Source organism: Leptospirales bacterium (assembly GCA_019694655.1).
Classification (GTDB): domain Bacteria; phylum Spirochaetota; class Leptospiria; order Leptospirales; family Leptonemataceae; genus SSF53.
The window spans coordinates 44,058-68,644 of record JAIBBN010000007.1; the positions used below are offsets into that span (position 1 = coordinate 44,058).

The 24,587-nt window shown below is 57.4% G+C and carries 27 protein-coding genes; 11 read left to right on the forward strand and 16 right to left on the reverse strand.

The genetic code is table 11. The annotated features are described in order from the left end of the window. Positions 1 to 271: 271 nt before the first annotated feature. A complete protein-coding gene (locus K1X75_11445; GenBank protein MBX7058669.1) occupies positions 272 to 1,570 on the reverse strand; it encodes an ATP-binding protein in 1,299 nt (432 codons plus the stop codon). 259 nt (positions 1,571 to 1,829) lie between these two features. On the opposite strand from K1X75_11445, the gene rpmH reads away from it, so the two are divergent. Genes rpmH through mnmE form a run of 6 tightly spaced genes read left to right on the forward strand, consistent with a single transcriptional unit; the run spans position 1,830 to position 6,848 of the window. Further along, a complete protein-coding gene (gene rpmH, locus K1X75_11450) occupies positions 1,830 to 1,985 on the forward strand; it encodes a 50S ribosomal protein L34 (GenBank protein MBX7058670.1) in 156 nt (51 codons plus the stop codon). Positions 1,986 to 1,987: 2 nt separating this feature from the next. Continuing rightward, complete coding sequence (locus tag K1X75_11455; GenBank protein MBX7058671.1) at positions 1,988 to 2,344, forward strand: ribonuclease P protein component; 357 nt, start codon at positions 1,988 to 1,990, stop codon at positions 2,342 to 2,344. After that, complete coding sequence (gene yidD / locus K1X75_11460; GenBank protein ID MBX7058672.1) at positions 2,341 to 2,598, forward strand: membrane protein insertion efficiency factor YidD; 258 nt, start codon at positions 2,341 to 2,343, stop codon at positions 2,596 to 2,598. Before K1X75_11455 ends, yidD begins: the two co-directional genes overlap by 4 nt. Positions 2,599 to 2,602: 4 nt before the next feature. Continuing rightward, positions 2,603 to 4,591, forward strand: a complete 1,989-nt coding sequence (locus tag K1X75_11465; protein MBX7058673.1) for a YidC/Oxa1 family membrane protein insertase — start codon at positions 2,603 to 2,605, stop codon at positions 4,589 to 4,591. Between the two features lie 36 nt (positions 4,592 to 4,627). Further along, entirely contained in the window at positions 4,628 to 5,479 is an 852-nt protein-coding gene (locus K1X75_11470; protein MBX7058674.1) for a KH domain-containing protein, read from the forward strand. Then, entirely contained in the window at positions 5,454 to 6,848 is a 1,395-nt protein-coding gene (gene mnmE / locus K1X75_11475) for a tRNA uridine-5-carboxymethylaminomethyl(34) synthesis GTPase MnmE (protein ID MBX7058675.1), read from the forward strand. The genes K1X75_11470 and mnmE overlap by 26 nt, the downstream gene beginning before the upstream one ends. Before the next feature lie 11 nt (positions 6,849 to 6,859). Here mnmE and K1X75_11480 read toward each other — a convergent pair whose 3' ends face one another. The 4 genes from K1X75_11480 to K1X75_11495 are packed head-to-tail and all read right to left on the reverse strand — an operon-like array spanning position 6,860 to position 10,344. After that, positions 6,860 to 7,732, reverse strand: coding sequence for an alpha/beta hydrolase (locus tag K1X75_11480; protein MBX7058676.1), 873 nt, complete (start codon positions 7,730 to 7,732; stop codon positions 6,860 to 6,862). Between the two features lie 4 nt (positions 7,733 to 7,736). Further along, on the reverse strand, positions 7,737 to 8,681 hold the full coding sequence (locus tag K1X75_11485; GenBank protein MBX7058677.1) for a TPM domain-containing protein: 945 nt from the start codon (positions 8,679 to 8,681) through the stop codon (positions 7,737 to 7,739). Between the two features lie 38 nt (positions 8,682 to 8,719). After that, positions 8,720 to 9,688: a TPM domain-containing protein gene (locus K1X75_11490; GenBank protein MBX7058678.1), complete on the reverse strand. Its 969-nt coding sequence runs from the start codon at positions 9,686 to 9,688 to the stop codon at positions 8,720 to 8,722. A 5-nt stretch (positions 9,689 to 9,693) separates the two neighbouring features. Further along, a complete protein-coding gene (locus tag K1X75_11495; protein ID MBX7058679.1) occupies positions 9,694 to 10,344 on the reverse strand; it encodes a hypothetical protein in 651 nt (216 codons plus the stop codon). A gap of 86 nt (positions 10,345 to 10,430) precedes the next feature. On the opposite strand from K1X75_11495, the gene K1X75_11500 reads away from it, so the two are divergent. After that, on the forward strand, positions 10,431 to 11,084 hold the full coding sequence (locus K1X75_11500) for a DsbA family protein (protein MBX7058680.1): 654 nt from the start codon (positions 10,431 to 10,433) through the stop codon (positions 11,082 to 11,084). A 34-nt stretch (positions 11,085 to 11,118) separates the two neighbouring features. Here K1X75_11500 and K1X75_11505 read toward each other — a convergent pair whose 3' ends face one another. The 5 genes from K1X75_11505 to K1X75_11525 all read right to left on the reverse strand — a co-directional run bounded on the left by K1X75_11505 (position 11,119) and on the right by K1X75_11525 (position 15,050). Next, positions 11,119 to 12,012, reverse strand: a complete 894-nt coding sequence (locus tag K1X75_11505; protein MBX7058681.1) for a DUF4349 domain-containing protein — start codon at positions 12,010 to 12,012, stop codon at positions 11,119 to 11,121. Between the two features lie 19 nt (positions 12,013 to 12,031). Then, positions 12,032 to 12,598, reverse strand: a complete 567-nt coding sequence (locus K1X75_11510; GenBank protein MBX7058682.1) for a hypothetical protein — start codon at positions 12,596 to 12,598, stop codon at positions 12,032 to 12,034. Between the two features lie 111 nt (positions 12,599 to 12,709). Beyond that, positions 12,710 to 13,225, reverse strand: coding sequence for a hypothetical protein (locus K1X75_11515; GenBank protein MBX7058683.1), 516 nt, complete (start codon positions 13,223 to 13,225; stop codon positions 12,710 to 12,712). A 27-nt stretch (positions 13,226 to 13,252) separates the two neighbouring features. Beyond that, positions 13,253 to 14,383 (reverse strand): hypothetical protein, encoded by a 1,131-nt coding sequence (locus tag K1X75_11520; GenBank protein MBX7058684.1) that lies wholly within the window; start codon positions 14,381 to 14,383, stop codon positions 13,253 to 13,255. A gap of 1 nt (position 14,384) precedes the next feature. Further along, complete coding sequence (locus K1X75_11525) at positions 14,385 to 15,050, reverse strand: hypothetical protein (protein MBX7058685.1); 666 nt, start codon at positions 15,048 to 15,050, stop codon at positions 14,385 to 14,387. 100 nt (positions 15,051 to 15,150) lie between these two features. Here K1X75_11525 and K1X75_11530 point away from each other — a divergent pair, with 100 nt between their 5' ends. Both K1X75_11530 and K1X75_11535 read left to right on the forward strand, forming a co-directional pair. Further along, positions 15,151 to 15,591: a MaoC family dehydratase gene (locus tag K1X75_11530; protein ID MBX7058686.1), complete on the forward strand. Its 441-nt coding sequence runs from the start codon at positions 15,151 to 15,153 to the stop codon at positions 15,589 to 15,591. Beyond that, complete coding sequence (locus K1X75_11535) at positions 15,588 to 16,610, forward strand: hypothetical protein (protein ID MBX7058687.1); 1,023 nt, start codon at positions 15,588 to 15,590, stop codon at positions 16,608 to 16,610. The genes K1X75_11530 and K1X75_11535 overlap by 4 nt, the downstream gene beginning before the upstream one ends. On the opposite strand, the gene K1X75_11540 is transcribed toward K1X75_11535, so the two are convergent. Genes K1X75_11540 through flgK form a run of 5 tightly spaced genes read right to left on the reverse strand, consistent with a single transcriptional unit; the run spans position 16,601 to position 20,995 of the window. Beyond that, positions 16,601 to 17,038, reverse strand: a complete 438-nt coding sequence (locus K1X75_11540) for a hypothetical protein (protein MBX7058688.1) — start codon at positions 17,036 to 17,038, stop codon at positions 16,601 to 16,603. The two genes, K1X75_11535 and K1X75_11540, sit on opposite strands and share 10 nt — an antisense overlap. Next, the gene (gene csrA, locus K1X75_11545; protein ID MBX7058689.1) at positions 17,035 to 17,277 is read right to left on the reverse strand and encodes a carbon storage regulator CsrA; all 243 of its coding nucleotides are present in this window, start codon (positions 17,275 to 17,277) and stop codon (positions 17,035 to 17,037) included. The genes K1X75_11540 and csrA overlap by 4 nt, the downstream gene beginning before the upstream one ends. Before the next feature lies 1 nt (position 17,278). Next, positions 17,279 to 17,722 (reverse strand): flagellar assembly protein FliW, encoded by a 444-nt coding sequence (locus K1X75_11550; GenBank protein ID MBX7058690.1) that lies wholly within the window; start codon positions 17,720 to 17,722, stop codon positions 17,279 to 17,281. Between the two features lie 20 nt (positions 17,723 to 17,742). Next, entirely contained in the window at positions 17,743 to 19,011 is a 1,269-nt protein-coding gene (locus K1X75_11555; protein MBX7058691.1) for a flagellar hook-associated protein 3, read from the reverse strand. A gap of 46 nt (positions 19,012 to 19,057) precedes the next feature. Beyond that, a complete protein-coding gene (gene flgK, locus K1X75_11560) occupies positions 19,058 to 20,995 on the reverse strand; it encodes a flagellar hook-associated protein FlgK (protein ID MBX7058692.1) in 1,938 nt (645 codons plus the stop codon). Positions 20,996 to 21,145: 150 nt separating this feature from the next. Here flgK and K1X75_11565 point away from each other — a divergent pair, with 150 nt between their 5' ends. After that, a complete protein-coding gene (locus tag K1X75_11565; GenBank protein MBX7058693.1) occupies positions 21,146 to 22,642 on the forward strand; it encodes a hypothetical protein in 1,497 nt (498 codons plus the stop codon). Between the two features lie 10 nt (positions 22,643 to 22,652). Here K1X75_11565 and K1X75_11570 read toward each other — a convergent pair whose 3' ends face one another. After that, positions 22,653 to 23,165 carry a flagellar protein FlgN gene (locus tag K1X75_11570; protein MBX7058694.1) on the reverse strand — a complete coding sequence of 171 codons (513 nt, stop codon included), beginning with the start codon at positions 23,163 to 23,165 and terminating at the stop codon, positions 22,653 to 22,655. 44 nt (positions 23,166 to 23,209) lie between these two features. Here K1X75_11570 and K1X75_11575 point away from each other — a divergent pair, with 44 nt between their 5' ends. Next, positions 23,210 to 24,565 (forward strand): hypothetical protein, encoded by a 1,356-nt coding sequence (locus tag K1X75_11575; protein MBX7058695.1) that lies wholly within the window; start codon positions 23,210 to 23,212, stop codon positions 24,563 to 24,565. The last annotated feature ends 22 nt before the right edge of the window (positions 24,566 to 24,587 follow it).

Consider the following 24,587-nt stretch of genomic DNA (forward strand, 5'->3'; position numbering starts at 1 on the left):
TTGTACTAGATGTACTTTAGCGTTTCCTTGCTCTTGTTGGCCCTGTGGATAAGTGAAAAATGCCCAGGGTAGGCCAGATACTGGGCCGTAGACGCCTTTCTGGCGACGCGCCCGGTGAGCAATGTAAGCTGAGACGAAGCAAATCGAAAGGCCGGGAGCCCTGTAAAGCTTCTATTTGTGCAGAATCACGTTCCCGGCGAAACTCTCCAGATCGCCATTCTCAGCCGTAATTTTGACCGGATTGCCGCTTCTGCTAACCACTCTGCCGAAGTTATTCGCACTCTATTCGCAAGCGCTCCAGGATTTCTTCGAGCTGTCGTTGAAAACCCAGTTCGGTCTGTAGACGCTTGGCGATATTTCTTTCCGCATTGATAACTGTGGTATGATCGCTCTTTCGAAAGTAGCGAGCAATAGCCGATTTGTTCAAATTGGCATATTTCAGTCCAAGAAACATTGATACGTGACGGGGCAAGGTGTACTCGGCGCGTCGTGAGGAGCTCATTACATTGTCGCGGCTCACTTTGTATCGTCGGCAAACGGCGTCGACGATTTGATCCATGCTGTAGTAGGCCGGACGGTCATCTGATGCCAGCTCGCGCAGCTCTTCGCGCAGCAGCCCAGGCTGATCCATGGGCATTCCAGCCCGCAACAATAGTTCTACTTTGTTCAGGGCCGACTCCAACTCGCGGATACCGCCCAGAATTTGTGAAGCCAGATAGCTTCGGACCGATGAAGGCAATTCGATTCCCCGCTCTTTGCAGCGCATGGCGAGGAATTGTTCGCGCCCATCGCGCGCTGGCAGGCTTAAGCGAACCACCAGACCGGACTGCAGTCGGCTGAGCAAGCGTCGCGGGGCCATCAATTCCGCCGCAGGCCGGTCGGCGGTAAAAATCAATTGCCTGCCATTGTCGACATAGTGATCAAAAACATGGAACAGCTCTTCCTGCAGCGCTTCGGCTGTATTGCGCATGCCCTGCAGGTCTTCTAAAATCAAAACATCAAAGCCGCGGTGGCGGGTTTTGAAATTCAGCATATCGCCCTTTTGCAGCGAATCGCTCATTTCGTCTCGAAAATCGACGAGAGCTACATGTTCGATGCGCAGCTCGGGCCGGCGAGCCAGAGCAAGATGGGCAAAGGCGTGGGTCAGATGCGTTTTGCCCGCGCCGGATTCGCCGTAGACATAAAGCGGCGTCGCCTGTCCCGGTCTTGTTGCGACGGCTTCAATTGCTGCACAGGCCAGCTGGTTTTCTTTTGTCCGCAAAAACCGCTCCAGCGTCCAGTGCGGATTTAGCCAGCTGCTCGTTGGAGAGGCCTTCGCTGCTTGTATGCTTTGAAATTCAAGGCGAATTCGGCGGCCGGTAAGCTCGCTGAGTCGATTTTCAATGGTCTTCGACCATTTACCGCGCAGCTGTGGGGCAAGCGATGAGTCGCGCAGCTCCAGGTAGAGGCTCTTACGTCCCGAATTGCCGCTCATTTCGCGCAGCGAACTGTCTGCCGAGAGCGCTTTGTGCAGCGCAGGCGGCATTTCGGGTCTGAGATCGCGCAACGCTTTTTGCCAGATCTCTTTCAACTGCTTAACCCGGGCCGATCGCATGATCGACCAGAGCGGAAAGTTCCCGATCGCAGCCTGGCGCCTTCAAGTCAAAAAAGAAAGGGTTCAACAGATTACGCGACGCAGGGGCTTGAAACCGCCCGGTCGGGATTGCGCGCGCTGAAGAAGACTCAACCAGGAAATGCTGTTGACCCGTTGTACCTTGAACCCAACCCTGGCAAGGTATACTCGTTTTATCTGAAAGCCGTACTGCACGCGCTTTCCCCAGAGACTCGCCATGAAAAGAACGTATCAACCTCACAAATTGCGCCGGGTTCGTGTGCATGGATTTCGCGCCAGAATGGCCTCCAGCGGCGGCCGTAAGGTCCTCTCCATGCGCCGGGCTAAAGGGCGCTACCGGCTTTCGGTTTCCGACCAGGTATTCAAGAAGTAGATTTGGGAACCGGCAATCTTCGCAGGGCTACGCTTCGCGATCGAAAGGATTTCGGTCGGCTTTTCGATGATGGTCGCTACCAGAAGTATGGCGGCTTTACACTGCTGACTCATCGCGCGGAGGGCCCAAGCCTGGCTGCAGTCTGTGTCGGACGTCGCTCCGGCAATGCGGTTGTACGTAATCGACTGAAGCGGATCACGCGCGAGGCGCTCAATCCATGGATGAACGATCTGCTGCCCGGATGGAGAATCGCTATCTTGCCCTTTCCACGCTGGGCCAAATGGGAGTCTCAAGAGCGATCCGAAGCGCTGCGCAACGCTCTCCAGAAATCCGGAGCCCTGAAAACCGAACCGCCATGAATCACACGGCCATTGCATTGATTCGATTTTACCAACGCTACCCGGGCCGAATCCTCGGCAATCGCTGTCGATTCTATCCGACCTGTTCCGAGTACGCCGCCCAATGCTACGAACACTACGGTTTTGGTCGGGCTACGTGGAAAAGCGCCTGGCGGATCCTGCGCTGCAATCCGCTGTCTCAAGGCTATTTCGATCCCGCCGTCCCCGATGATTCAACGGCAACCGTCGCGCCAAACCAACAACCGAGCAATTAGAACAATGGAAAATCAGGACCAAAATCAGAAAAAGCCAGGAACCTCCTCCTTTCTTGCCATAGCTGTGATTGGAGTGCTGGGAGTGATCCTCGTTCAAAACTATTTGAAAAAGGATCAGACGCCGCCGCCGCCGCCAAACCCGGATGTGCAAAGCGAAACTCTCGAATCGGGCGGCGAGCAGTTTCAGTTTGCACGGCTGCCGGATGGAAATCCAGGGCAGATTACGCGGATCGTCACCGAAAACCTCATCGTCGAACTATCTACTCGAGGCGCACGCATCGCCCGGCTGTATTTGAAGCAGCACGATCTACTTACAATACCCGGACACGTAATTCAACGCAGCAACGATCCCACGGGCCTTGCGAACCACGCGCTGGAAGTTACACGCGGCAATGGGATGGATTTTCAATTGCATGCCTACTGGGGCGGCCCCCGCGATGAAGTTGGAGATCCGCCGCTCAATGCCGCCAACTTTCGGCTTGTACACGTGAAGAAGGATCCAGACAGCGGAATTGTTGAAGTGCGTTACACACTGCCGGTCTCGCTGAAAGGCTACAAGTTTGAACTGACCAAAATCTACCGCTTTCTTCCGGGAGAGAATTACTTTCACCAGCTTACTGCCTTTCGAAATCTGGAACACCGAGAATTTCGTTGGGGCGCGGAAATGTACTTTAAGACTTTCGGCGATCTTGGGCCGCAAGTCGGTCCTGGCGAAGACCCGGCACAGTATGCCTACGGACGCTTCTATTACTACAATGACAGCCTCGACATTCTGATGAACACCGCCGGCGGCGGAGGAATGTCATGCGGCAATCCCTTTAGCTGCAATAGCCGCAATGAGGGCGAGGAATACCACACGGTGCAGGGCGCCGATAACAGTCTGGAATTGATGGGCAGCAAGAGCCGCTATTTCTTTGCCTACGATCAGTTTCTCGGGGACAACCTGAATCCAGTACACACGCCGGACGGACTGAAGGATCGAAACAAGGAAGACGAAAGCGGCAAACGCCGTTTCACAGCATTCTTCAAACAATTCCGCCTTGCCGCCAGTCAGGACCAATCGGTCGATTTCGGAGGGCCGGATCGATTGATGCAAGCAGACGGCAGCTTTGTCGGCGCGGACCGCGGCAATCGCGCCTTGATACTCTCGCAGCAGAAATCCCGCAGTGATCTGCTGTTGATCGACAACAAAGTGTACGTTGGTCCGCGCAATGACGATGCGCACCGCTTTCAGAATCCGGCCTTGATGGCGGCCGAATTTGGTCAGGCGGCGCCCGATGAGCATGCTCGCGGCGTGCTTTATAACTCCAGTTTCTTGCGCTATTTCTCCACAATTCGCGATGGTATTGTCTGGCTGATGCGATTTCTGTATCAGTATGTTGGTAACTATGGTTGGGTAATCATTATCATTGCAGTAAGTTTCAAACTGGTCACCTGGCCGCTCAATCAAATCCAGGCGCGCAGCATGAAGAAGATGTCTTTGCTGCGACCGGAAATGGATAGGATCAACGAAAAATACGCGGACAATCCTCAGGAGAAGCAAAAGAAGGTGATGGAGCTTTACAAGAAGCACAACATCAACCCGATGAAAGGCTGTCTGCCGATGCTGATTCAGATGCCCATCTTTATTGCATTGTACAGCGCCTTTTCTGAATCGATTGAACTGTGGCAGAGCCCGTTCATATTCTGGATTCATGATCTGAGCGTTCCCGACACAGTTGGTCATCTGCCATATCTAAATGTCGCGATCAATATATTACCGCTAATCATGGCAGCTTCGCAGCTCGTACAGCAGCGACTGACGATGGTGTCCGTTGACCAGCAGCAAAAGACAATCATGTATATGATGCCAATCATGATGCTGTTCTTCTTCTGGCAAATTCCCAGTGGTGTTACGCTGTACTGGACCGTGCAGAATTTGATCGCGATTATCTGGCAGCTGGCTACCAACCGTTTTGGAAGAGATGATGCCGCTGCCGTGGCTCGCAGTTGAGCGGCTGATAAGCAGTCTACTAACAGGGAGAATTCAATGAGCTACTACTTGCTGGAAATCGAGGGAAAAGCGCGCGGCGATGCCGAGGCATACGCACTGGACCAATTGCAGGCATCGCGCGAGCAGGTAAGTTTCGAGAGCGCCGGTCAGACTACAGGGCTGATGCGTTTGGTGAAGCGAGATCAGGGGGTCCTGCGCGTATTGCCCGTAGACGCTACGCCTTTCGAAGTACATGTGCGCGGCGCGCTGCTCAGCATAGTGGCGCGCCTTGGCGTGGATGCCTGGATCATTCGCACCGGAGAGCGCGATGAGAATTTCTATGTTGAGCTGGGTTCCGAAGAGTCTGGATTTTTGATCGGCAAACACGGACGCACGCTGGATGCGATTCAGTTTCTAGTTAACCTGATCGTTAATACCCGTACGCGCAAGGGGCAGCGTGTAATGGTCGATGTGGAATCGTACCGCGAGCGGCGCCAGAAGAGCATTACAAAACTTGCCGAGCGGATGGCAGAGCGAGTGGCTCGCAGCGGTCGCGCCGTGCTGCTCAACTATATGAACCCCTATGAACGCCGAATCGTTCACCTCACCCTGGAAAAGGACGAGCGTGTTTTCACTGAGTCGGATGGCAACGGCGTGTACAAGCGAGTTCGTGTCATACCCGCAAATCAGCGCGGTCGTTCGGCGGAAGGCCTTGAGGAAGGCGGTCGTCGCGGGCGCGGCGGGCGAGGTGGTCAACGCGGCCCTGGTCGTCGCGGCGGAGAGACAGCCGGCGGCAACCGCGCTCCTCGCGGCGATGATGAATTTGGCGAATTCCCCGGCGATGACAGCATTGGCAATCGCGTGACGGAAGAGCGGCCGCTGGATGACGATATCGGCAATCGCCGATAAGGCGACGATCGTTGCAATTGCCAGCGCTCAATCGCAGGGCGCTGTTGGCATCATCCGGCTATCCGGTCCGGATTCGCTGGCAGCGCTGCGTCGGCACTGTCTGAGCGCTGGCCGCCAAACAACTCCGGACTTTGCGGCCCGGCCGCGCCATAGTTTCTATTGCGAATTCAGCGATGGCGGCAGCCGACTAATCGACGATGGGCTTGCTGCCTACTATCCGGCGCCAGCTTCCTATACCGGAGAGGATTGTGCCGAGCTATCGCTGCATGGCAATCCGCTGCTACTGGCGCAAATGACCGGCGCCATTCTGGATGCCGCGGGCGGAGCGATTCGACCGGCGCGCCCAGGCGAGTTCACACGTCGCGCCTATCTGAACGGCAAGATGGACCTCAGTCGAGCAGAGGCCGTACATCGTATCGTCACCGCACGCAGCGAGTGGGAGCTGCAGGCAAGTCGCAAGAATTTTCAAGGCGAGCTGTCCCGGATCAGTTCGCGGGTGCGATCAGCGCTGATTCATTTGAAGGCAGAGACAGAAGCTGAAATCGATTTCGCAGAGGAAGATCTGAGTTTTGAAAGTCTTGCACAGCGGATGGAGCGCGCTCGTCTCCTGATAAAGGAAATCGAGCTCCTGTTACAACGCGCGCGAGAAACCGAGCGACTACGCGCCGGCGTTCAGGCGGCGCTGGCTGGCGCCCCCAATGCCGGCAAGTCTTCGCTGATGAATCGCATTCTGGGTTGGGATCGATCGATCGTTTCTCCGATTGCCGGTACGACACGTGACTATGTTAGCGAGGAAATCGATTTTAAAGGAGTGCGTTTGCGATTGGTGGATACCGCCGGGCTGCGCGAGACGGGCGATCACATTGAAAGCCAGGGAGTGCGCCTGGCGCGAGAGACAATGGCGCGCAGTCAGCTGGTTCTGCACATCATCGATGGATCGGAACCGCTGGAATCCATCGAAGACTTTGGCATCGATGGCGCCGTGCTGCGCATTCTCAACAAGAGCGACCTGTCCGGCGTAAAACAGCGCGCCGCCGATGCCAGTAAACAATGGCCTGGCGAGCGCTGGCTGTCGCTTTCCTGCGTCACCGGCGAAGGACTTGAGGATCTACGCGCCGCCCTGGAGGGCGAGATCTTTCAGCTGCATTCCAGCGAGGCGCTGTTGCTCGAGGAACGTCATCGCTTTCACCTGCAGCGAGTGATCGAGTCCTTGCAGCGCTGCCTGCAACACTGGTCCGTGGGCGCGCCACAGGAGATTGTCGCTCTCGATCTGGATCAAGCGTTGGAAGACGCCGGCGCGATTACCGGCCGCATTGACAATGAGGAAATCCTTGGGCGGATCTTCTCTATTTTTTGTGTCGGCAAGTAGTCGACTGGCGATCAGTCTCCCTGCGACCGATAGAAGGCATGAATAGCATCCAGTACTGCCTGCGCATCTTCCCACTGCGGATAGTGACCGAGTTCAGGCAAAAGGACAATATCTGGATTGGCGATCAGCTCGCCATAGCGCCTGGCCATGTGTGCGCCGGAAACAGGATCGGCGCCGCCGTTGATGAAGCGCATCGGTCGCTTGAACTCTTGTAGAGCGCCGACCCAGCGCTGCCGATGACGGCGACGCTCGTTTAAGTAGCGTATCAAGAGGTGATAGATGGCCGGCCCGCCCTTGTATTCGATCAAACTCCAATGTTCTTCCAGGTCTGTCCGAGAGGGCTGCGTGGAAGCGCCAAAAATTTCCGAAAAACTGCGTTCGAATCGGCGAGCGTTCAGCAGCCTGGCGATCAGTGGTCCGGCCGGACCAAGCAGCAATCGTTGGATCATTCGCGGCTGATGGACTTCGGGAAAGAGCCCGCCGTTCAGCAAGATCACGCTGCGTATTCGCGTAGAGCCTCTTTCCAGTTCGCGGGCCAGCAGCTCTTGAGCGACTGTATCGCCGTAATCATGGGCGAGCAGATGATATTTGGAAATGCCGCGCTTATCCAGCAACATTTCGATTTGGTCGGCATGCTCCCCTACCAGGTACTTGTGACGGCGCGGTTTGTCCGAAAATCCATACCCAAGAAAATCGACACAGAGCGTTCTCCAATCCGCTTCCAGACCTGGCGCAATTTTCGCGAAATCGTAGCTGCAAGTGGGAAAACCATGCAGCAGCAATAGATCCGGCCCCTGGCCCGCCTGACGATAGAAACATTGATGCCCTTGAAAATCAAAAAAGGCGCCTGCGTCGCGCCACGCTCTTACGTTGCTGGAAAACATAGTTTCACCAACTATCACTGGCCCCGCCGCCGGAGAAATCGCCGCCTCCGCCGCTGAAAGAGTCGCTTGAATCGCTGCTGCTGGAAGAGCTGCTGCTGTTGTAACTGTCCGAGCTGCTAGACGAGGACCAGAGACTGTCGCCTGTGTCCGAGTTATCTCCTGTCGAGGAGGATCCTCTCCTGCTCCTTCCGCCCTTTGCCGACTGTACAAGCTTGTAGAGAATCAGCAGCGGGAAGGCCAGCGCCGCAAGCCATATCGCCATTGCATCGAGCGGCGGCCAGTGCAGCCAGTAGAGCGGATAGGCCAGCAGAACGAGCCGCAGGGCCGTCAGCGTAAGAAACCATAGCCATGCTACTACGCCGCGAGCATACAGCGCTGGGCGCCAGAAAACGTGCAAAAAAATGGCCGGAATCCAGCAGAATATCAGCACTCGAATCAATCCGACCCAATCCAACGAATCCAGTTCATCGTCGGCCTGGTACTCCCCGGAAATGCTGCCAAGGATTGCATCAACGCCGGCGCGAACGCCGCCGTCGAAATCGCCCTGGCGAAATCGCGGTTTCAATTCATCGCGCAAAATGCGAGAACATCGGGCGTCGGTCAGAGCGCCTTCCAGTCCCTGTCCAACCTCGATGCGCATCTTGCGATCGTCGCGGACAATCAACAGGAGCGCGCCGTTATCCTTGCGCCGATCGCCCAGCTTCCATTGCTCAACTACGCGGATGGAAAACTGTTCCAGGTCCTCGCCCTGCAGGCTGGCGATAATCAAGACGGCAACTTGATTGGATGTCGCGCGTTCATGGTCTTTCAATTGTGCAATCAGCTGCGTTCGCGCATGGGCGCTGAGCATGCCAGCCTCATCGACAACGCGGGAGCTCAGCGGCGGAATGGGTCGAGCTGCCAGCGTGCCTGTGGCAAGCAGCGCCCAGAGTACAGGCGCCCACCGCATGCCGACGAAGCGCTTGCGGCGCGCAATCATCTGCCGGCTTACCATGATCCTGAAGCGCCTCCGCCAGAGAATCCGCCGCCGCCCCCGGAAAAGCCCCCGCCGCCGCCAGAAAATCCGCCGCCGCTGCTCCAGGAACTACGGCGCCCGCTGCGCAACAGGATCTGCAGTCCAATATCAAGAATGCCGCCAACGATAACCTTTTCTGCTTCTGGATGGGGACGCCCGCTACGTTGCCAGCGAAGCTTGTAAAAGATGAGAAGCGCAAAGAATCCAACTGCAATGGCGGCGCCAAAGCTTGCAAGGACAGCGCCGCGAACCAAGAGCGTGGGACCAACCAGCAGCAGAGAAAAGACGCCATTCAGCGGAAAAAAAAAGGGCCAGCTCATTGTGCTGCGACTCCAGAGGGCGTGGCGCAGCATCAGCCATGCTACGAAAGCCAGCGCCAGAGAGACAATGAAGGCAAAGGGCAGTTGACTCGCGTCTAACGCATCTTCGGAGGACGATTCAGACCGATCGCCCGGATCGGCGACGTATTCGCCGGCGACGGCGGCCATGATTTTCTCCACGCCGGCGACAACTCCGTCATCCATGCGACCTTCGCGAAAAAGCGGCGCCACAGTTTCGCGAATGATACGCGACGCCTGGGCATCAGTCAAGGCGCCCTCAAGGCCCTGGCCCACTTCGATGCGCATGCGTCGATCTCCCGTAGAAATCAAAAAGAGAATGCCATTGTCATTCTTGGCTGTTCCCAAACGCCACTGCTCGGCTACCCGGATAGAATAATCTTCTATTGGATCGCCTTCCAGCGACGGCACGATCAAAATGGCAATCTGGTTGCCTGTCTCCCGCTCATGATCGGCCAGACGCTGTTCCACCGAATGGATCGTCGCTGGCGAAAGCGCGCCAGCCAGGTCAACGATACGCCCGCTTAGCGGCGGAACTTCACGCGCAACGAGTTGCCCGACAATCCAGAATTGCAGCGCCAAAATGAGCAGAAACTTGCGCACAGTCTTCAATCGCCAACAATCAATTCATTGGCCAGTTCGTTGCTATCGTCGTTTCGCAAGGCGACCCCCCTTCGTTTCAGCAACTCGCCGCAGAGGGCGATGGCTTCGAGCAATCCGTCGGCGGCGCGACCCTGCTTGATACCCTGTACGACGCGAGCGACAACACTCTGCCATTCCTCTTGCTTGACGCGTGCATTGATACCGCTGTCGCCAAGTACGATGACCATGCGCTCAAAATTGCTGATGAATATCAATACACCGGTCCGATCGCGGGTCTCGAAGATTTCGCGCTCTACAAAGGCCTGCATTGCTCGGCTTCGAACGCGATGTTCCAGAGCCGCCCTGCCGGCCAGAATGCGGCGAAGTCCGGGTATCAGACTGACAAGCAGCGCCGCGGCTGCGCCGCCAACGATGACCAGGGCGGAGAGCGTCTCCATGCCAAAGGGAGACCAGAGCTCGGTGAATTGATAGAGACCATAGACTCCGGCAAGTGTTACCAGCATGCCAATGGCCGCGCCACGCCAGACAGCCTCTGGATAGCCGTCGCTGGCCGCCACGTAGTAAGGCACAATTTCTCCGGAGGTCCTGCCTTCGGCGCCAGCAATAGCCTGGGAGATGCGCTTTTGGTCCTGCGGACTGAAGGGGTTACGAGGCATACTGTGTTTGGTTCAGCGGCCCGCCGCAGTGCAAGCAAAATCGATTGCCGAAACCGAAGGGCGGCGGGCGCGTCTGCCTGAGTAATATGGAAAGCGAGTTTCTCTACTTTTCGGACCCGATGTGTTCCTGGTGCTATGGATTTTCAGAAGTCGCTGCCAGACTGGCGCAAGACTATGCGGATCAAACGCCCATGACGGTCTGCCCCGGAGGGCTGCGCATCGACGAGAAAACGCCAATGCCGGAACCGATGGCACAAGAAATCAGCCGCCACTGGCAGGCTGTGGCGCAGGCTTCGCAAGCGGTCTTCGATTTCGACTTTTTCCAGAAACACCCCGGTTTCGTTTACAACACAGCGCCCGCCTGTCGCGCCGTGGTAGCCGCAGGCCGCATTGATCGTTTGAACGCCCTTCGCTATCAAAGCGCTTTGCAGCATCGGTTTTACGCCGCGGGCGAAGACCCAACCGATCATGCGACCTTTCTGGCGGCGGCACAGGATGCTGGCATTGCAGCCGAAACATTTGCCCTCGCTTACGATGATCCGGCAACCGAGCAGATGACCCGCGAACTATTTGATTTTTCTCGTCGTCTCGGAATCCACGGTTATCCCACGCTGGTACTGAGGCTCCAGGATCGACTGCTGGCGATTACACGGGGCTACATTCCTTACGATGCTCTCCGCCAGCGCGTTGCAATTGCATTTCAGCAAGGCGCGGCCGACGCTTCGGTGGCAGAAGAGTGAAGTTCCAGCCGCCGTGCTGCTGATAGAAGCGTGTTCAATTCCATCCAGCGCCGCGAAACAGACGGACCAGGCGCTGGCGATAGAGCCACAGCGGAATCAAGACGATCAACAGCGGCAAGAGATAGATGGCATAGTAAAGCAGCATCAAGCTCAAGTTAGCCAGATCAATGAAGGCATTGGCGTAAAGCGGGGCTCGAATCCCCTGCGGGGCCTCGGGACCGCGCAGCGATACTTGCAAGGTTGCCCAGGCTGCTCTGTCGCGAATTCCCCATTGCTCGAGGTAGGCTTGATCGCCGGCATCTTCAGAAGAAGAAATCAGGCGTTCACGATCCGCCCAACTGCGCGTAGTTGCCGGTCCCTGCAGGCGTCGCTGTGTACGTAGATTCTCCCGGCGTTGCAGCAAAGTCTGACGGAGCAATTCCGCAGTATGGTCTGTAGTCTGAATGCTCTCTGATTGGAGCGCGCCAATGGCATCCAATTCATCAAGCGCTTGAAACAGATCGCGGACGCGTACCCGCACCACTGCATTCATGTCGCTGCGCTCGCCGACGGCGGCTTCCGATGAGCTCAAGTAGCCATACTTTCGGGCGATCGTAAACAGTGCGCGACGAGACGCCGGAAAATTGTCGACTCGATAGTTTAAAGCGATTGAGTATTCAAGAGTTCGGTCGGCTGCCGCCGCAAAAGGTCCCAATTCAGCGCTTTCCAGGCTTCCGCCGGAAAAGCGCGAGTTGAGCTCCTGCTCCTCGCCGGCCGATTCATCCCCGGCAAGTTGATCGGCAGCGCCGCCCGGCGGCGCCGGCGCGACGCTCTCCGAAGCGCGTCTTTCAGCAATGCTGGGCGCCGCATCCTGCGCTTCTCGCTTGCAGCTGGCAAAAAGCGAAAGGAAAATGAAGGAGAGTACGATGGCTCTTGGCGTCCCGGTCATAGCTGATTGGACGCAGAGCTTACAAAGGCGGTTCGCCAAGACCGGCAAGATTTGCTGCCGATCGGGTCTCAAAGGGATAGCGCGCCATCTCAACATAGTCCGGTCGTTCGGCGGCGCTGCTGTTACGGTGCGCGCTTACGACTTGCCCGCGATAGACCAAAAATATACCCGGCATTTGCGTGACGTCGCCCATCACCGGGCCCTGACGAACTCCGCCCAACAGTCGCAATGCAAGAGCGCGCGTCCAGACCTTCCAGCCAAGCATGCGACGGCCCCAACCGCGCTGCAATTGGAAGGCGCGGTAGATCTTCTGTCCGGGATCGCTGAGATGGATTACGTCGCGCAGTCCGTAACGCTCAAAGACTTCGGCAGCCTCTTCTGGCGAACTCATATGCACCAGCACGATTGCCGAACCCTCCAGCTCGATGGCCTGTCTCTGCTTGCCAAGGTCGATCAAGGATTCGCGACAGAAGATGCAGCCCAGCTGTCGCAAAAATACAAAAAGCAGCGGCAGCTCATGAGTCAGCTCAGCTATGTTGTGGCCGCGGTGGCAGTAGTGCGTGCGGAGTATGCCGTCAACGTCCATGAGAAGATTGCTATGGCCGCCTCAACTTTCTGAGCGGCTTGAAACCGACGTTATTGCGGTCAGTATAACACAGCGCCCGCTCGCGGCATTGAAAAAACGTACAGGGCGCATTCATTTGCTTTCAATATTCGCTCGTTCTTGCCGGCTTTCACGTAACAAAAATGCAGTAACTGCACAAAGCGAGGCCAAAGAGGAGGCCAGCAGCCCGTAGAAAAGCGACATGATCCAGACCTGTTCGCGCTGCCAGGCCAGAGCAAATCCGAGGCCCAGCAGCGCGCCGCAGAGGCCGCCCAGCCACCAGGCCAGGCACCGGGAGCAGGAGGCCCAGAGATACGCCAGGCGCCAGCCGCCCCGCAGCTCGCCCCGATCCCGGTGCAGACGACGCAGCAAGCGTGGCTGACCGCGTCGCCCGGCCAACCAGCGCAGTAGACAACGAGTCAAGGCTTTGCTTTCTGCAAGTCGATCCGAGAGCAGGCCCACAAACAGGGCCCCTGCGAACAGCAAAAGCAACAGTGCGGCGTTACGCTGCAGCCAGAGCCGCCAGTCCTCTGCAAGCCGCAGCGGAATCGCTGTCAGCAGCAGCGTGGCCAGAAGATGCCGGAGCAAAGTGCGCGGCGTGTAGTCCATCGCAGTTGTATGAGCAGCGGTGCGCGGCTATTTTACAAACTCAGCGAAATCGCGAAATTTGTAGCCTGGTCCGGGCTTTTGCTCGGTGCCAAAACGCTCCAGATTTCGCGGGTGACGCAAGCCGCCGCTGCGATGTAGCGCTTCGTTTTGCTGGATGGTTGACTTCTCCGGAGCGCCGCCCGGTTTGCAGCAGCGGTAGGCCTCCTGAATCAAGCGAGTGCGTTCATCAGAGTCCCAGATGCGCGCCGCCTTCAGTTCCGCCTGATAGGTCTCGTGCGTCCAGATATCGTCCCAGCGCAGCCCAAAGTATTCGTGGAAGACGGATTCGCGGACGGCCAGGCGACCCGGCTGACATTCCTTGGTGCGCGCAATGTTGATCGGCGTGCGCGATGGATCGATAGGATCCAGCCAGCGTTCATCGCGCGGAGCAAATTCGCAGTGCGCATCCAGCCAGTCTGTAACCATGCTGATCATTCTTTCCCAGCGATCCAGAATTCCCTTCCAGCGAGCCAGGCGCGGCGCGTATTCCCATTCTACCTTCTGGCGCATCAAACGGAATTCCAGGGGATCGGCAATGTGAAAGGGGTGTCTGGCGCAGAGCTCTTCGAATCCCTGCTTGATCTTGCGCTTCATCTCCACTTCCAGCGGATAACCCATGACTTCTGCACAGTGCAGTTCAAATTCAATGTTTGGACCAGGGCTGCCGGCATTCATTTCGGCAAACAGTCCCTGCTCTTCGGCCTTACGCAGAAAGACCGGATAGCTGACGCCAGATTTTCCCAGGGCCAGCAGCTTTTGCAGTGGCGGTAAGAGATGCTGATTTTTGGGATCAGACTTGAGCGTATTGTAGCTGTTTTCGTAAGCGCCTAGACTTTGTTTGAGCAGACTGTCGTCATCTGTGGCCTGTCCCTGACTCTGGGCGGCCGCAGCCAGCGCTTTAGAGTAGGCGTTGCTGAACTTAACAAAAAGATCCTCAGTAGTGAGCTTCGTAGTATAGGAGATGATATCATCCATCTCCTTGGCCAGGCGCTCCATCTCTGCCAGCACGGCGTTCATGTCGTCTACCGCCGGACCGCTCAATTTTCGCGCGGCCACGTCCCTGGCCATTCCACGGAAGGTTCCCAGAATCGAATCGGCGGTACTCTGGTCGATTGGCATCTCAGATCCCCAGATATTTCTTGTGCTCAGGAATGCGGCGTTTCACGCTCTCATCGGGAATCGGAATCAACCGGCGGTGCCGATCTTCCCACACCAGGTCGTGATCCATTTGCCAGTCTGGCTTCCATTCCCTGGCGCGCGGCAGCGTAACCTCGCGAAATAGCTTGTGCGCTTCTTCATAGGCATGGCGAACAGCCTCGTCGCGCTCCTTGCGCCAGCGCGCAGGAACTTCGCCCTTCTCGTCTTCTTCAATGTTTTCGATGCCAATGAAATCGCTATAGAAATAGTCCGCAAATCCATCGACGGAGATCAATTTGCTGGTTTCCTGGCGCAGCAAGTTGGTCGCGTCGATCATTTGCATCACGTCGTCAAAGGAGTCGATGACATCCAGAATGCGCTGGCAACCGGCGGCGCGAATTGGCTCCTTCAATTCTTCCCAGTGCTTCTTTTCCGCTGTCTCCTGATCTTTGACCAGCGCCAGGGCGACCTTGAGATTCAGCTTGCCCGCTTCGAGTTTTGACTTGAATTCGGCTAGTTCTTTGCAGCTGGCAAGCGCTTCGTAAATCGCTTTTTCGGCGGCATAGGAGTGCGGGTACAGCGGATTGCCCTCGTACTTTTTCATCCGCGCTTTGTAGTAATCAATGTAATCCTGGTGTCTTTGATCCATAGGCCAAATCGCTGTGTAAGAGTGCGCTCCCGCTAGCAGCACAGTCTACCAGTTTTTACGGGACGATTGACAGGAGCGGGGCAGGTCGCTGCAATGCAACATGTACCAGAGGGGCAGGAGCTTTGCTGAAATCAACGTCGGCGACAGCGCCTTCTTTGCCAAAACGATCAGCGAGAGCGATATCTATCTTTATGCGGGCATCAGCGGCGACTTCAATCCAGTGCACGTTGATGAGGAATATGCGAGGACCACGCCCTTTGGGGCTCGTGTAGCGCACGGCGGTTTGACAGCGTCCCTGCTTGCTCCGGTGCTCGGCATGCGTTTGCCAGGACTGGGGACCGTTGCCCTCGAGGTTTCGCAGCGCTTCAAACGACCGGTCTATCCCGGCGATACCATTACCTGCCGCGTTGAAGTCATACGAAAGATTGCACGCCTGCAGGCAGTGGAAATGAAAGTTGAATGGAAAAATCAACGCGGCGAAGTGGTGGCCTCGGGCGCCTGTAAGGTTCTGCCGCCGGTTGCGGCGACGGGCGGTCCATGATTAACTGGCGCGCCAGCCAGATCGCGCAGCGAGCTGCGATTCTTGTGCTTATTTCTCTTTTTGCCTTCGCCTGTACGCAGAGCGCAGAGGAGGCCTCGGGCCCGGACGCCTCGCCGCGACGCATTGACCAGTGGGCTTACCTGATTCCGGAATCCTTTCATGCTTCGCATCTGCAGCGAAGACTGGCGGGCTACAGTACGCTGTGCCTGGGCGTTTATCGATTGAATGCGCGGGGCGAACTCTATGCACGACCGCAGCTCAGCGCTGCCGCACAAAGGCAGCTTGCTCAGTTGCGTCGGGGGCGTCGGCTTTTTCCATTGATATCGCTGCGCGGCGCCCGCGATGGCGCGGCGATGCTGCGATCGTCGTCGGCGCGTCGCAATGCCGCTCATCGCCTGGCCGCCCTGCTGGAACGGGAGAGCTTCGATGGGCTGCACATTGATTTTGAATATCTGGGCGCTGCCAGCAGCACGGATTTTATCAGTTTCCTTGCAGAACTTCGCCAGCAAGTCGTCAGGCAAAATAGCGTCTTGAGCATCGCAGCCACGCCGCCGCTACAGGGTACGGCAGATCAGATTGCCTTTTTTGATTTGCCGCGCATCGCTGCGCATGTCGACGAACTGGTGTCAATGACCTACGATTACCATATGCTCAGTCCAGGTCCTGTTACCCATCTGTACTGGGTGCGAAAGAACATGGAGCTCACGCTGCAGGCCTTCCCTGCCGGTCGGATCTGGATGGGCGTGCCGGGCTATGGCTACGAATGGCGCCGTCCCGGAAAAAAGCCGCGCCCGCTCAGCGAATCGCACGGCGAGGAATTGTGCCGTCGTTACAGCTGCCGCCGAGAAGATTCGGGAACGCTCACCGTGATCGGCGCCGCCTATCCTGCCAACTTTGCCGATGCTGAAACGCGCCGGCGTATGCAATCGCTGGCTGGCGAGCTTCACTTGCGCGGCACGGCGCTCTGGCGTATCGGCTTTGAAAAGTTGCCGGCCGAAGCAGACGATGCTCAACCCTGAGGCGGCGGATAGTAAATCAATTCCAGGATCAACGAGCCGTCGAGACGCAGGCCCAGGTTCCAGCCAGTTTTCAAGAAGGCGTCCAAACGTTTCAGTTCGCGCAGACACTCGCTGGCATCGCGACAGGGATAGCGCAGGGCGTGCGGCATGGCGTGATAGGCCCAGTAGCGTGCATGCACAACAAGCATCGTAAGATAGCTGTGTCCGTCTTCGTTCTCTATGAGGATATGACTGACCTGACGCCGGTTGAGGACGCGCGTTTCAAAACTGGCGCCGGGCCTGGGGTAAACGACGCCGCGTTGGAGGCCGACGCTTGGTCCGGAAGGACCTCCAGGCGGCGCATCGGCGCCAGGCAAGGCCTGCGCCGAAACTTCACCGGCGCCCAGGAGCAGCGCAAGCAGGACGCTGCTGCAGGCGGCCCTCTTCATGAACCCGGCTTGCGCTTTTTTAGCAGGTCGCCCAGACCCTCTAGCGACGCGGGCGCGCTTTCTGCGGCGCGTTTGTTCTGTTCCTGGATCTCGCGATAAACTTCGGACCGATGCACGCTGACGTTGCGCGGCGCGCGTATGCCCAGCTTGATCTGATCGCCCTTGATATCGACGACGACGACTTCGATGTCGTCGCCGATCATGATCGATTCGTTAACTTTGCGCGCCAGAACCAGCACGTCAGCCTTCCAGTTGTTCCATAATCGATACGCGTACCAGATGCTCCGGATGATTGGAAATGACCTGGCGACCGCGGCGCGACCCTTTGTGGATCAGTACCGGGCCCTGGAGGTTGGCGGTCATGCCGCGCGGATTGTTTTGCGGAATGGTCACAATGAGATAAACCGAACACTGCTCCACGCCATCGACGCCAAGCGACTCCAATTCGCCAGCCGCCGGTTGCGGACGATAGGCCTGGCGCAGAAAAAGTTCAGGTTCGATCACCACAAAGGCCAGGCCGGGCTCCTCTGTCGACTGCAACCATTTGAAGACCGACTCGCCGGATTCAGCCAGCAGCACAAAGTCGCGTCGATCGCCAAAGCCCAGCAGGCCGTCGGCGAAGGTGATCACATCAGTCGCAGCTATTTCAACTTCGCCAAGCGCTTTCGTTGCCAGTGTCGTCATCTTCTTTGGTTCGAGGGCGTTCAACGGAGGAAGTCCATCAATTGCGGACGTATGATCCGGGCGCCGACATTCATTGCATAGTTGTTCACTGTTTCCAGCCACTTCAGGTTGATGATAGTTTCCGGAACATCAATGCCTTCGCTTTGCGCCAGCAACTCGGTCATATAGCTCTTATCCCACGAGACCCGCTTGTCATGTTCATCGACGCGATTCTGTCGTGCGCCCACTTCGGAACGATAGCGGAGAACATTGTTCAATGACTCATCGAGGTTGCCCAGGTCGCGGCCGGAAATCTCCAGCTGATCGCCGGCCAGGAGGTCATTGCGAAATTTGATCAGAACATCAAAGATCGACAGGCCGGACAGGCGCGCCGTTTCGCTGTAGTTGTTGGGCGGCTGCGATTTCTCGGGATTGATCAGTCCGATGTCGCGCAGCGTGGTGCCGCCCTCGACATCCTCCAGCCAGATCTGGTGCGGCGTCGTCGTATGCAAGGAAACAAAATCCTGACCAATCTTGGAGGCGCGTACTTCCAGATTGGCATTGTTGATTTTGTCGATGATATCATCGATGGTGTCGCCGGCCGCCACGCGAATTTCTACGCCGTCGATTTTGAAACTCTGGTCGGTGGTCGCGCTGTAGCCGGAATTCTCGACGCTGCCAGTGAGCGTCATGTTTGTTCCCCAAAAAACGCGGTTGCCCGGGATGTTTACGTCGAGGTACTGCCCGCGTTCTACTTCACGCAACTGGCGACCAATATCGCCGCGGTATTCTACAGAAATGATCTGGTTGGCCAGTTCCACGCCGCGCAAACCGCGGATGTTCGATTCAATGGGCTCGAAGGGCGGACGCTCCGCCACGTGGCCGCCAAAAAGCGGCCGGCCGACGCCATCGCGTCCATTGGCAATATCGATCAGCGCCCGCAGATGCTGATCTACTTCCTTGGCAATTGCATTCTTCAGCTCAAAAGCATTGTCGCCCTGATAGATGCCGTTAGAGGCCTGCACGGCCAGTTCGCGCACTCGTTGGAAGATCGAGCCAACTCGATCCAGCTCGCCATCCATCAGATTCAGCCGGTTGCGCGCTTCGGAAAGCGTACTGTCGAACTGCGAAAGCTCCTCCAGGCGCGTTCGAAAATGCATCTGGTTGGCGGCGGCTGATGGGTCGTCGCCGGGCCGCTCGATGCGCTGACCGGTGGCCAGCTGATTCTGCACGCGGTCGAATTCGTACTGCTGGCGACTCAAGTTGCGCACCAGTTGTCCGTTTTTCATCAGGTCGGTGACTCGTATCATCGTTCCTGTCCTCTCTGATCGCTCATTTTTGTTTTAGATAACGGGCTCAAATCTTTAGCCGGTTGATGATCGTATCCAGAATCTGATCCTGGGTGCTGATCACCTTCGCCGAGGCATTGTAGCTGTGCTGAAACTGCACCATATTGCTCATCTCTTCGTCGAGACTGACGCCCATGACGCTCTGTCGCATTTTGTTGAGGTGAACAAGGTCGTCCTTCTGGCGCAGCACGTTGTTTTCCGCGGCGCGCGATTCCGTACCCAACCTGGCGATCAGCTGTGTGTAGAATTCCTCGGTATTTGCAGCGTCGCCGATCATACGCCGTTCTTGCTTGAGGGCGGCGGCAATCAAGAGGGCGTTGGAACCATCGCCGGCCCCGCCGGCCTGGTTGTAGTCGCCGGTGCCGCCGATGTCGGCGCCGCGTCCTGCAGCTATGGAGGCCGGATCGCGTGCAACCTGTGCTGAAAGCTGCATATAGGCCGAGGGATGAAAGATCGGCGTCAGAGTGATGTCCTGGAGGGGCGAGCGCAGCTTGGCGATCTCATTGACTCTACGGAAGTCATAGGCGCCGGCTTCTCCGGCGCTATTCAGAATTCCGGCATAGCCGACCAGCAGTTCGCCGGAATCTTCCAGATGGCGGATCATGAAGTTGGAGCGTCGATCATCGCTGGCGGTGAGGGCCTTGATCGCCAGCTGGTTGTCATGGCTCATGTAGGCGACTACGCCAGCATCGCTGTCATTGATACGGCGAATGATATCATTCATCGTGTCGTCGCGCGAGTAGTCGATGCGCACCACTGTATTGGCCGCGTCATTGCGCATCAGAGAAAGCGTACCATCGACGCCAACGCGCCGCGTTGGATCGACCACATTGGTTCCGGTCACGCGAAAGACGGCGGTGACTTCGGCTGTTCCGTCCTGATTCAGGTCAAAATTGGCCGCCGCATTTTGCAGCTGGTAGCTGCCGCGCGCATTGGGCGAAAGCGGCTGCAGATGAAAGAAATCGCGATTGGTCGAGCCATTCAAGCCAAAACCGTCGCGATGCGCTTCATTGACCACGTCCGTGAGGTTTACGGCGAAGGTATCCACGGCATTGATGCGCTCGACGATGGCGTGATCGCGCACGTCAAGCAAGCCCATCAGCTTGCCGCCGCCAAGAATCAAGTCGCGATCATTGTGGGCCCAGACAATGCGCGACATGCCTTCGTTGTTGGCATCCGGCTCGGTGCGCAGCTTATGCAGAATCTCGCCCTGCACCAGCGCCTGCTCGCCGATGAATACAAAGACCTCGTCGCGATCGTTGCGGCCCACGCGCACATTGGCCAGCTGAGAAAGCGACTCCAGCGCCGCATCGCGTCGATCGAGCAGATCATTTGGACTATCGCCCAGCGCCTGACTCTTGAGAATGCGTATGTTCAAATCGCGGATTTCAGTGGCCAGCGAGTTGATCTGATCGACTGTGGTATTGACTTCGTTGTTGGCCTGCTGGCGCAGTTCAGCCAGTTTGGTGTAGATATCGTTGACTCGCGTCGTCAACGCCTGTCCGCGCTCCAGCACAACCTCGCGGTGCGACATCTCCGCCGGGAAGTTTGCCAGCTCCTGCCATGCACCCCAGAATTTGTCGGTCAATGATCGCAGCGTGTTATCGCTGGGTTCATTGAAGACGTGTTCCATCTGGACCAGATAGTTCTGGCGGGCTTCCCACATGTTCTTGGAGTTTTCAAGATCGATGATCTGATCGTCATAAAAGGCGTCGCGCACGCGTTCAATCGATGCGATCTCCACGCCCTGGCCAATCATGCCAGGACCTTGAGCGCGATTGAATGATGGCTCGTAGAGCGGGTCCGTGCTCTGCATGGCAACGCGCTGGCGCGCGTAGTTTGGATTGTCAGCGTTGGAGATGTTATGTCCGACGGTGTTCAGCGCCGTTTGATGAACCACCAGCCCGCGTTTTGATATTTCCAGTCCGCCAAATGTTGAGCCCATGTTGCTCTCCCGGGGATCGCCTGCCATGCATCTTCCCCCATGGACCCATCGGCTTTTGCTCTAAAATCATGATGAATTTCAAAACCGTGCGCATCCGGCGGGAAAGCCGAGCTTCCTTGACGGGATCGCGGAGCATCGCAAGCTGTTCTCATGCGAAGGAACACCATCACCCTGGCCGCGCTGCTTTCATTCGCAGGCTGCGCCCCCGACGACAACTGTCTGCGCAGAGATGGCAATTGCAGCCTGCTGGCGCTCCTGACTTACTACCCCTGGCAGGCCAGTTGCACGGCGGCCGATCCATCCAGCCAGAGCTGGTCGACTTCATTCACCGATGCGGTAGATAGCGAATTTGGGTTCGATGTTTGCGCCCGAGGTGGAACGATTTTTCTGCTCTCCCAGGCGAACGTCCCCTTTGCGAGCTACAGCGGTCTGAACTCGACGACGCCGCAACCTGCCGGCCAATCGATGGCGGCGGTACGCTACAACCTTCAGGGCCAGGCGCTGAGTTTTGCCTACATTGGCGCCGACCCCAACACTGTAAGCGCCGCGCAGATTGCTCCAGCGCTGGATGGCGGCGTACTTCTGCTTGGCATCGTTGACGGCGCCATATCCAATTTGAATATGAACATCCAGAGGCGCGCCTATGTCGCGAGCGTGGATTCGGCTACAGTAAAGATGGACGCAAACGGCGTTCCACAGTGGTTCAGCCACTATGGCGGCGCTGGAAACGACTTCTTGCGAGGCGTTGCTCCGGCGCCTCTAGGAGGCTACTTTTTGGCTGGCGACTCCAATAGCTCCAATGCGTTATCCGATGTCGCCGTGCGTCTTCCGCCAACTGGCGAGCAACAGGCCTGGTTGGTACGTCTGGATGCCGCCGGGAACCCAATCTGGCAAACCTACGTAGGCGGGGCCGGCGCTGACAGCTTCAGCAGCGTGCAAGCTCTGCCGGACGGCGGCGCGCTTGCTGTCGGCGGAACGAACATCAGTTTCACCGCAGGCGGACTTAACCCGTTACAAGCACACAGTGGCGGAAATGATCTGATGCTGGCGCGCTTCAATGCACATGGCGACTTGATGTGGTTCAGCTTCTTTGGCGACGGCGGCAATCAGTTTGGCAGCGGCCTTGCGGTAGTCGATCAAACAATCGTTGTTAGCGGCAATACAGCAGGCGGTCCTGCCAGCTTCAATGGATTATCGCCCTATACCCCGGCTGGCGGCGCGTCCGACGGCTTGTATGTCGAATTTGATTTTTCAGGGAACACCACTCGCTACGGCATTGTGGGCGGCGCCGGCAATGAACAACTGAATTCCGTGCTGGCCCTTGCCGGCGGCGGCTATCTGCTGGTCGGCGACTCGACTACGATCGGCAGCCTGGCTGGCAAATCGCCGCTCCTCATTAATAGCGGGTCAAATGACTTCGTGCTGGTGCGATTTGCCGGACCCGGCGCCGGGATTGATTGGTGGAGCTTCTATGGCAGCGCCGCCGCAGAGAACGGGGGTCGGGTAGCGGCGACTGCAAGCGGCGATTTAATTTTAGCCGGCAATAGCGTGGGCGTCATCTCCGGAGCGCCGACGCCAATCATTGCACCCCTTGGCGGCGGCGACGATGCTGCGCTTTTTCGGCTGCGATCCAACGGCCAATTTTAAAGACCGCGACTCAGGCGCTGGCATTGATCAATGCCGAGCGCGGCTTTCCGCGGCGGGCGCCGCTTTGCTCGCGCGGCGCGTAGGTGGTCCGCGCAGAATCGGGCTCTTCGGCGAGGCCGGTCAAAACGCTGTGCACCCGATCGTTCGCGACTTGAAGCAGGCGCTGATTTTCCTCGCTTTCCAGCTTGAGCTGTCGAATGACGATTCGGTATTCCTCGGCAAGATCGCGTAGCTTTCCGCTGGCCTGTGGTTCATGGCTCGCGGCAAGTTCGATCAATTCGGAGAGGCTGACATTTTCGGAATCAATCACCATATCGCGGCTTTCCAGCAGCGTGCGTATCAACAGTGCGCGCTGCTTTTCCAGTTCCGCGATTTCGCCAAGCAAGGACTCCGTCTTCTGCGTCAGGGTTTGCAACCGTTTGCCATCGGCCGTAAGTATGGCGCGCCGCTTGATTCGCTCGGTTTCTAGACTGGCCCGAAACAGCGCCAGCTCTTGATGAAGCGTATCGTATAGAGTCGCCATGGTTGCAGTCTCCCCCTTTCCCTTTCGGCCTTCCTGTTCAAGTCATGAGTGAAAAAGGCGGCGGGAATTTGATTGACCCACGCATGGCCAGGCGCCGTCTGAAAGACATGTATCTTCGCCCTGTTTCAGCTGCCCTTATTCTAGTTCCGGCGTTGCTGTCGGCTGGGCTGGTCCAGTGTGCCGGCGGCGGCGGAAGCGGCGGCGGGCCGCGTGGCGACGACATTGAGTGCCGCAGCGGTCAGATTTCGGTCTGGGGGGAAGCGCCCATCTTTACCAGCATTGCTGCGTCGCGGGACAAGGCCAAAGAAGACGCCTGTCGCAAGGCGGTAGAAAAATGCATCGGCGAGGAGATCGCCAGCGCCACTGGCGTGCAGGACGGCCAGTCGATTGGCAATGAGATATTTACCCAGGCCCGGGCCATCTGTCGCAACGATCAGGTGCTCGATGAGAATCAATACTCGCTGGATACCGTCAAGATGCTGCGCGTCTTTGTTCGCTTCGAAGTGGCGCCCTCCGATATCCGTAACAGTATCAATACGATGCGCGAACTGATCGGCAACCCCAAGGTGATGGTCATGATTCGCGAAGAGTACAGCCTGGGTTCCAAGGTTGTCCAGGGCTTTGCGTCGACCGAAGGCCGAGCTTCAGCTCTCATTCGCGACTCGCTCATTCAGAAGGGCTATACGGTGCTGGATTCTACCTCAATTGCGCGCAGTATCAGCAATGAGGCCGCCGTTGCCGACAATCCGGACCTCTTGAGCGACGCTTTGAAAGATCGCGCGGCGGCCGCCGGCGCCGACGTCCTGATCATCGGGCGCATTGAATCCACGCCGCAACAGATCAGCGGTCTGGCCGGCACGGATTTCAGAAGCTACCGCGCCGCCGGAAATATCAAGGTACTGACGCTCTGGGGCTATGGCCGACTGATGGGCGAGTATTCGCAAAGCGCCCCCGGCGCACAGGTGCAGGCCAGCGAAGCAGCCCGCATGGCCGTGCAGAACCTGACCATCGGCCAGGGGCGATCGGCCTCCAGTCCTGGCGGCTTTGTTGATTGGTTGCACCGCCGCCTGCAAGACGAGTGGGCCCAGATCTCGCGCAACAATCAGATCAAGATGACGATACGCGGCCTTGACCAGCGCGAGGCGGGAATCTTTCGCGACAACCTGATCGAGTCGACCGCTGTAAAAAAGGTAAATGAAATCAGCTTCAGCGGCTCAGAAATTGTCTGGGACATCTACTACGCTGGCCGCAGTTTCGCGCTGGCCGATACGCTGGGCTTTTATGCTGACAATCCACAAATGTTCAGCGTGCTCAAACTGAACTGCAAGCGAATCAATGTGCGCAATGTCTCGCGCGGTGAAATTCGCCTGGAGTTTACTGGCGCCGGATGCGCCCAATAGCGATGCTACGAATGCCGCGATG

What these genes read in the sequence shown, in the direction of transcription:
- rpmH (MBX7058670.1), top strand. Translation starts at nt 1,830, where the DNA reads ATGAAAAGAACGTATCAACCTCACAAATTGCGCCGGGTTCGTGTGCAT.
- yidD (MBX7058672.1), top strand. Translation starts at nt 2,341, where the DNA reads ATGAATCACACGGCCATTGCATTGATTCGATTTTACCAACGCTACCCG.
- K1X75_11465 (MBX7058673.1), top strand. Translation starts at nt 2,603, where the DNA reads ATGGAAAATCAGGACCAAAATCAGAAAAAGCCAGGAACCTCCTCCTTT.
- K1X75_11470 (MBX7058674.1), top strand. Translation starts at nt 4,628, where the DNA reads ATGAGCTACTACTTGCTGGAAATCGAGGGAAAAGCGCGCGGCGATGCC.
- mnmE (MBX7058675.1), top strand. Translation starts at nt 5,454, where the DNA reads ATGACGATATCGGCAATCGCCGATAAGGCGACGATCGTTGCAATTGCC.
- K1X75_11480 (MBX7058676.1), bottom strand. Translation starts at nt 7,732, where the DNA reads ATGTTTTCCAGCAACGTAAGAGCGTGGCGCGACGCAGGCGCCTTTTTT.
- K1X75_11485 (MBX7058677.1), bottom strand. Translation starts at nt 8,681, where the DNA reads ATGCGGTGGGCGCCTGTACTCTGGGCGCTGCTTGCCACAGGCACGCTG.
- K1X75_11495 (MBX7058679.1), bottom strand. Translation starts at nt 10,344, where the DNA reads ATGCCTCGTAACCCCTTCAGTCCGCAGGACCAAAAGCGCATCTCCCAG.
- K1X75_11500 (MBX7058680.1), top strand. Translation starts at nt 10,431, where the DNA reads ATGGAAAGCGAGTTTCTCTACTTTTCGGACCCGATGTGTTCCTGGTGC.
- K1X75_11505 (MBX7058681.1), bottom strand. Translation starts at nt 12,012, where the DNA reads ATGACCGGGACGCCAAGAGCCATCGTACTCTCCTTCATTTTCCTTTCG.
- K1X75_11510 (MBX7058682.1), bottom strand. Translation starts at nt 12,598, where the DNA reads ATGGACGTTGACGGCATACTCCGCACGCACTACTGCCACCGCGGCCAC.
- K1X75_11515 (MBX7058683.1), bottom strand. Translation starts at nt 13,225, where the DNA reads ATGGACTACACGCCGCGCACTTTGCTCCGGCATCTTCTGGCCACGCTG.
- K1X75_11520 (MBX7058684.1), bottom strand. Translation starts at nt 14,383, where the DNA reads ATGCCAATCGACCAGAGTACCGCCGATTCGATTCTGGGAACCTTCCGT.
- K1X75_11525 (MBX7058685.1), bottom strand. Translation starts at nt 15,050, where the DNA reads ATGGATCAAAGACACCAGGATTACATTGATTACTACAAAGCGCGGATG.
- K1X75_11530 (MBX7058686.1), top strand. Translation starts at nt 15,151, where the DNA reads ATGTACCAGAGGGGCAGGAGCTTTGCTGAAATCAACGTCGGCGACAGC.
- K1X75_11535 (MBX7058687.1), top strand. Translation starts at nt 15,588, where the DNA reads ATGATTAACTGGCGCGCCAGCCAGATCGCGCAGCGAGCTGCGATTCTT.
- K1X75_11540 (MBX7058688.1), bottom strand. Translation starts at nt 17,038, where the DNA reads ATGAAGAGGGCCGCCTGCAGCAGCGTCCTGCTTGCGCTGCTCCTGGGC.
- K1X75_11550 (MBX7058690.1), bottom strand. Translation starts at nt 17,722, where the DNA reads ATGACGACACTGGCAACGAAAGCGCTTGGCGAAGTTGAAATAGCTGCG.
- K1X75_11555 (MBX7058691.1), bottom strand. Translation starts at nt 19,011, where the DNA reads ATGATACGAGTCACCGACCTGATGAAAAACGGACAACTGGTGCGCAAC.
- flgK (MBX7058692.1), bottom strand. Translation starts at nt 20,995, where the DNA reads ATGGGCTCAACATTTGGCGGACTGGAAATATCAAAACGCGGGCTGGTG.
- K1X75_11565 (MBX7058693.1), top strand. Translation starts at nt 21,146, where the DNA reads ATGCGAAGGAACACCATCACCCTGGCCGCGCTGCTTTCATTCGCAGGC.
- K1X75_11570 (MBX7058694.1), bottom strand. Translation starts at nt 23,165, where the DNA reads ATGGCGACTCTATACGATACGCTTCATCAAGAGCTGGCGCTGTTTCGG.
- K1X75_11575 (MBX7058695.1), top strand. Translation starts at nt 23,210, where the DNA reads ATGAGTGAAAAAGGCGGCGGGAATTTGATTGACCCACGCATGGCCAGG.